The 6,290-nt window shown below is 39.0% G+C and carries 5 protein-coding genes and 1 pseudogene; all 6 read left to right on the top strand.

Features of this window, described 5'->3' with window-relative positions; all coding sequences use genetic code 11:
- A partial coding sequence (locus HMPREF1028_RS10390) for a type VI secretion system Vgr family protein (RefSeq protein WP_009312715.1) occupies positions 1-1,178 on the top strand: 1,178 nt, incomplete at its 5' end.
- The gene (locus HMPREF1028_RS10395) at positions 1,178-1,951 is read left to right on the top strand and encodes a hypothetical protein (RefSeq protein ID WP_009312716.1); all 774 of its coding nucleotides are present in this window, start codon (positions 1,178-1,180) and stop codon (positions 1,949-1,951) included. The genes HMPREF1028_RS10390 and HMPREF1028_RS10395, both read left to right, overlap by 1 nt.
- Before the next feature lie 47 nt (positions 1,952-1,998).
- Positions 1,999-2,511: a DUF3304 domain-containing protein gene (locus HMPREF1028_RS10400; RefSeq protein ID WP_009312717.1), complete on the top strand. Its 513-nt coding sequence runs from the start codon at positions 1,999-2,001 to the stop codon at positions 2,509-2,511.
- A 22-nt stretch (positions 2,512-2,533) separates the two neighbouring features.
- Positions 2,534-4,540, top strand: a complete 2,007-nt coding sequence (locus HMPREF1028_RS10405; RefSeq protein WP_009312718.1) for a DUF2235 domain-containing protein — start codon at positions 2,534-2,536, stop codon at positions 4,538-4,540.
- An 83-nt stretch (positions 4,541-4,623) separates the two neighbouring features.
- A complete protein-coding gene (locus tag HMPREF1028_RS10410; RefSeq protein WP_009312719.1) occupies positions 4,624-5,853 on the top strand; it encodes a hypothetical protein in 1,230 nt (409 codons plus the stop codon).
- Positions 5,854-6,157: 304 nt separating this feature from the next.
- A pseudogene (locus HMPREF1028_RS14850) lies at positions 6,158-6,290 on the top strand (IS5/IS1182 family transposase); the annotation flags it as partial.

Below are 6,290 nucleotides of genomic sequence, written 5' to 3' on the forward strand. Positions count from 1 at the left end.
CCTACGCCTACATCGACGACATGGGCCGCTACCGAGTCAAACTGCCGTTTGATCTGGACGAATGGAGTCCCGGCGGCGAAAGCCGTCCTGTCCGACTGGCCAAACCCTATGCCGGTCCCGAATACGGCATCCACTTCCCCTTACACGAAGGCACCGAAGTCATGCTGTCCTTCGTACAAGGCAATCCCGACCGCCCGTATATCTCCGGCGTCATGCACGACAGCGCCCATCCCGACCACATCCCTGCCGATTGGAACACAAGGAACGTCATCCGTACCTGGGCGAACAACAAACTCAGGATGGAAGACCAAAAAGGTCAGGAGCACATCAAACTCGCCACCGACTACCAAAAATCCCAACTCAACCTCGGCCACATCGTCGACTCAAGTCGGGAAAAACGTGGAGAAAACGGCGAAGGCTTCGAACTCAGAACCGACGGCTGGGGTGCCGTACGGGCGGGTAAAGGTATCTTTATTAGCACCGATAGTAAAAGTCCTGACGATAAAGTATTGGATATGGACGAAGCATTGGAGAAGTTGCGTCGAGCTGTTGAAGAGGTTGAAAACCTTAATAATGCAATACAGGCAGCTAGAGCAGAGTTGGCCGATATAGAGGATCAGAAAAACCAGTTAACAAATGTCTATCAACAACTGCAACAACAAGCTATCGTGTTGAGTGCGCCTGATGGAATTGCTGCAGTTAGTTCGGGTAGTATACAGCTAACAACAGAAAATAATCTTTTACAAGTTAGTCAGAATAATACCGATTTGCAGTCCATGAATAATCTAACTGCTTCTGCAAAAGAAAAAATCAGTTTATATAGTTATAACGGTGGAATGCAAATTTACTCGTCGAGACAAGATATTGATATTCAGGCTCAAGGTGGAGAATTAAAGCAGACTTCTAAAGGGCAGATGACATTGATGAGTACCGATAATAAAATCGTTTTGGCAGGGAAGGAAGAGATTTTATTGACTAGTGGTACAGCTTATATCCGTATCAAGGATGGAACAATTGAAATGGGATCTCCAAATCAGATTTGGCATAGAAGTGGAGGTCTCATAGAAACGGGTGTGAATACGTTGGATTATAGTTACCCCCAATTTTCTGAAGCAGTTTGTAAAGAATGTTTGAAGAAAGCTTTGGAAAGCGGAACTCCACTGGCAGGGAGGGAATAATGCATTATTTACATTCAGCTCCTGATATTGAGGTAATCGAGGAAGCAATTAGTTGGGTTGGGCAGAGAACTCATGAAACCATCATTTTGATAGATGGCTCTATGTTAAATGATGATGAGCGGGCAATTTTCGAATTAGCCGGTTTTTCTCGATTATGGCAACGTGGACACATATTTTCCGACATAGAAGAATTAGGACCACTTTTTATTCGTGCAGAGCACTTATCTTTGGATGATTTTGGATGGTTGAGGGGGATTTTGAAGAATTATGCGGCAGAATTACCCCTTATCAGTTTTATACGGATAAAAAACAACGCTCCCAATAAGTGGCCGGATATTTTAACTTGGATAGCAAATGTACATACAGAAGAAGGATTAGCATTGTTATTAAGGTATTTTGATACCCGAGCACTTTCCATCATATTTAATCCACAGAATAAATTTTTTACTGCTTCACAAGAAGCTGCTATTGCTGGTGTAATCGAGAAATTTGCATGGATAAACCGCTTCGGGAAATTTTGCAGTTATGCCCCTGCCTATAGTAATCAGGCGGCAACCGCATTAATTTTAAATGATCATCAATTGGAAATGCTGTACAGTCAAAGTCTGCCCGATCAGATTTGGGCAGAAATACAGAAAAATAATCCAGGCAACAGCACGGTCTCTGCAGCAATATATAGCAGGATTTTTGAATTGTTGGAGAAAACGGATGTCATACAGGGAAGCTTTACTAATTTGGTTCATTTTATCCAAGAAAATATCAAAGATGTTTGAACACGCCATTTTGAAAAATTTAGCTGTAAGAAATTAAGGAGTAAATAATGAATATGAAAAAGCTGATCACTTTACTATTTACAGGATTGTCAGCACTGCTTACTGCATGCAGCGGCTATTCCGATACCAGTGTGCTACCTGTCAAAATATATAATCATACATCCAAAGCCATTAATTTCAATATGACTGATGCCACTAAAAAAGACTGGAAGGGATGGGAATTGGGTTATGGAGGGGGGGGGTATGGGGTGTCTGCATACGATTCAGCTTCAGGTAGCGGGTGGAGAGTGCCTAAAAAATGGGATCCCAATTACACCATTTTTTTCCAATGGGCGGGTAATGATGAGATCTATACCAAACCGAAACGGGCATTTGTCAAACTGCCGAAATATAAGGATGAAGAAAAGATTTATTTAGCCATACATTTTTTTCCGAATGATAACATCAAGGCTTTTGTAACAAATATGACACCCAATTACTCGGATTATCCTTTTGGTTGGCCGCAAGATGACGACCCAAAACGGAAAAAGAAAATTGGTAAGCGTCATGCAGTTGAGTAATATGTAATAAAGGAATAAAGATATGCCGACCGGAATAGCACAGAAATTTTTCTGCCAAAAGGAAATCCAGCTTGGGTTGTTTTTTGACGGTACAGGAAATAACAAGGATACGGATGAAATAAAAACCAAGGTCCACCTTAAAAGGCTTAATATTGATAATTATGACTCGCAACAGTTACAAAAAATTACCAGTTATTTAAGCAATGTAGCGAAGTTGTTTTTATTATTTAAGGATGAGGTAAATTCCATATATAAAGAATATATTCCTGGCGTAGGTACCCCTTTTTCTGAGAATGACGAAGGCAAACCCAATGAAGGAGAGGGTAGTATTTTGGGCTCGGCATTTGGCTACGGAGGAAATGCGCGGATTTGTTATGCTTTTTGGAAACTTTATTCCATAATAATTGAAAAAGAAGAAATTAAAAATATCATTCCGTGGAATAAGAGTGATCGGGCAGAAAAAGTTGAAAATGATGTTGATACCTTTCCTGAATATCTGAATAAGCACTTAAGGGAAACTATTGAAAAGTCAGGAAAAGAAAGGAAGAAAACCAGCAAGGTCAGCAAAATCATCCTGTATGCGTTCGGCTTTTCGCGCGGTGCGGCAGAGGCTCGCAGTTTTGTCAACCGCCTTTCCCGATTGAGTGGTAGCTTGCCGGAGCAGTTGAAATTTGGCGGTATCGATGTTGAAGTAAAGTTTATGGGTATTTTCGACACTGTGGCCTCGGTAGGCATGGTCGATATCAAGTCATTTCGTGGCAACGGCATTCTACCTCGTTGGTTTGGTAGTTTAGTGGATGGTCATTGGTCTTGGGCTTCTCCTGAAAATCTAGTTGTACCAGATAATATTCGCTGTGTACACTATATTGCCGGTAACGAGGCTCGAGCCTGTTTTCCATTAACCATGACGGAGCATCAAGGTAATCATACTCTCAAACTTTACCCTGGAGCCCATTCGGATGTAGGTGGTGGTTATGGTTTTATGGAGCAGGGTAAATACGATATGTCCGTTATACCAGGTAGAGAAATGTATGATGAAGCTATTAGTGTAGGTACCCCATTTAAAAATCTAATGCCTTACAATATCAATCAGATGAAATTAGATGATGTACATACTCTTTATGGTGAGATATTAGCACATCATGATTTTTTTACAGCGTTTAATGCAATAAAAGATGATATGAGACAAATGCTTAAAGGGGTTGATATTGCTCAGGAAGGAGGAGATGTTTATACTCATGCTAATAATATTGCTCAGTATAACCAAAGTTATTTAGTGTACCGAGGCATTATGTTACGTAAAATTTTCCTTTCAAATAAGGCTCCATCTAAATATCAAACCCAAACTAAAACTTGGTATGGTAGGTCACAGAATGTTCCCCGTTTTGAGTGGCAGGATTTTTATCTTCGCGCAAATGGTGATGCAGAGAGGACGCAAGCTCAAGAGTCGACTAAGAAACCAACTTCCGAAGTGCCTGCAATGTCACCCAGCAAAGCAAAGAAAAAACTTGAGAATGAATTTGATCCAAATAAATTGGAGCAGCATTTGGAGAGGCAACCGCCAAATTATAATTCTGTGATTGGGCTTAAGGTGGTTAATGATTTGTTGGAAGAAGGTTTGAGTGTTTTTAATCGTCGGTGGCTATCTACCTTTGGAGTTAAACATAGCTATCATCCAACTGTAAAAGGTATTTTGGAAAAATATCGGGAGAGGCCTCGTATATATCTTGATGAAAAAAATGATGAATACGAAAAAGATTTATATGGGGAGAAAGCTATAAAGCTGTTTTATAATGACTATGTTCATGACTCTCAAGCTAGTTTTTATATTGGCATGGGATTGTTGGAATATAGTGGTAGGGTTAGGATAGGCAGTAGTTATTGGTCAACCTTTGTTTTTGGTAATGGTCAAGGACTCGCACGCTATCGGGGAATTTACCGTATTGAAGGCAATACAGCTACTTGGATGAAATACGACCCCGAAGGAGATATTTCTCAACATATTGGATTGAATGGTAAAGCGAATTGACCCATATCTGAAAGAGTTGCCGGAAATGGAAATATCCGTTTTCGGCATCTTTTGTTATTTAATTTTTAAAAATTTATTAAAATATGAAACGAACCCGTTGGCCAATCCCTGAAATTCCAGAATTCAAAGCACCAAAACCAATAAATTGGCAGAAATGGTTACTTATTCTTATAGTTATTTCTATTGTTGGTGTATTGGTTGCTATAAGTATGACCTACTCTGGTATCCCATTGATTACTGGATTAGGTATTGCTGCACTTCCTCCTTTGTTCGTGTGCTTAGTATTTTTCTATTTGCAGTTCAGTTATAAATATAATAAACAGCAGCAACATGAAGCATGGGAAGTGGAAAAAGAAAATATTCACCGGAAATGGCAGCAGTGGGCGCAGATGTATTGGCATGTTAATGATTACACTCTTATTTTGCCAGATAATATAGATATTACTAAAATTCCTTTAATAGAGGCTGTTAGTAGTGGAAAAATCCGTCATAATTTTCAGCAAGTAATTACTCCTTTTTCATTTTTTGATACGGGAAAGGATTTATTTACCAAACGTTATGATAAGAAAGAAATTATTTTGGAAAAAATTCTTTTCCATCATTTGCCTGATTTAGAAAAAATACAGGATTTAGAGGGTGAAAATCTAAAAATTATTATTGTGGAGGACAAATTTCATAGTGAGAAAGATCTGATAAATCGTCGTTTAGGGGAAAATAGCGTTGATTTAGTAATCCGTTTATTAAAGGAACAAAATTGTCAAAAAATGCCTGATATCCTACTAAAAAATGCTGCAGATTTTCAACCTGACGAAATTCAGGATTGGTTGGAAAAAGAAAAAATTAAACATGCTTTGATCATTGCTTTATCTGTAAATAGTACTAATGCTAATGAAGCAGCATGTTCCTTGTTACTTGGAAAAACATTAATTCGAGAAGAATTAATTAAAATTCGTATGCTTCGATCCAATAGTACGATTAAGGGAAACTTAAATGAAATGCTTGAACAAATAATCCAATATCAATTGAATAAACAGTCAACTTTTGGATTATGGTTAAGTAATATGGATTCCAATAGTCAGACTGAGTTGATACAGGTACTATATAAACATAATATTGATTTGATTTCGTTAGATTCTGCTCATCCAATGAATAATTTAGATAGGTTGTGTGGTAACTTGATACCGATTCAAGGGTGGATTAATTTAGTTAGTGCGGCAAAATTTGTTGGAGCAGGAAAGGGGGAGCAATTAGCTATTACACAAATAGATGGGCGTTACGGGATACATTTTTTTCATTCTGTTTTAGATATATGAGTCTTTATTTTTGGGAAGTCTTTACTATCTTGTTTTTTGATTTTATTTTTTAAATATTATTTTGGGGCGCTTAGGAAGCAAAATCACTCAATAGTGATTTTGTTTCCTAAGCCCCTAATAAAAGGCCGAGTGCAAAAAAGCCCTTCCCCCGACAGCCGAAACCTAAAAACAGGTTTTCGGCTGTTCCCATCCCCAATCCCTCCTCCCCAATCCCTCCTGATTCTACCCAAATCCCCCCTTAATCCTCCCAGGAGACCTTTGCAAAATCCCCTAAATTTCCATCAAGACATTTAGGGGATTTTCCATGAGCACCTTCTTCCAGCAAACCGCACAAGCCATGATTGCCAAACATATCGACCGCTTCCCACTATTGAAGTTGGATCAGGTGATTAATTGGCAACCGATCGAACAATACCTGAATCGTCAAAGAACCCGTT

This window comes from Neisseria sp. GT4A_CT1, from assembly GCF_000227275.1.
Taxonomy (GTDB): Bacteria; Pseudomonadota; Gammaproteobacteria; order Burkholderiales; family Neisseriaceae; genus Neisseria.

What these genes read in the sequence shown, in the direction of transcription:
- HMPREF1028_RS10395 (WP_009312716.1), top strand. Translation starts at nt 1,178, where the DNA reads ATGCATTATTTACATTCAGCTCCTGATATTGAGGTAATCGAGGAAGCA.
- HMPREF1028_RS10400 (WP_009312717.1), top strand. Translation starts at nt 1,999, where the DNA reads ATGAATATGAAAAAGCTGATCACTTTACTATTTACAGGATTGTCAGCA.
- HMPREF1028_RS10405 (WP_009312718.1), top strand. Translation starts at nt 2,534, where the DNA reads ATGCCGACCGGAATAGCACAGAAATTTTTCTGCCAAAAGGAAATCCAG.
- HMPREF1028_RS10410 (WP_009312719.1), top strand. Translation starts at nt 4,624, where the DNA reads ATGAAACGAACCCGTTGGCCAATCCCTGAAATTCCAGAATTCAAAGCA.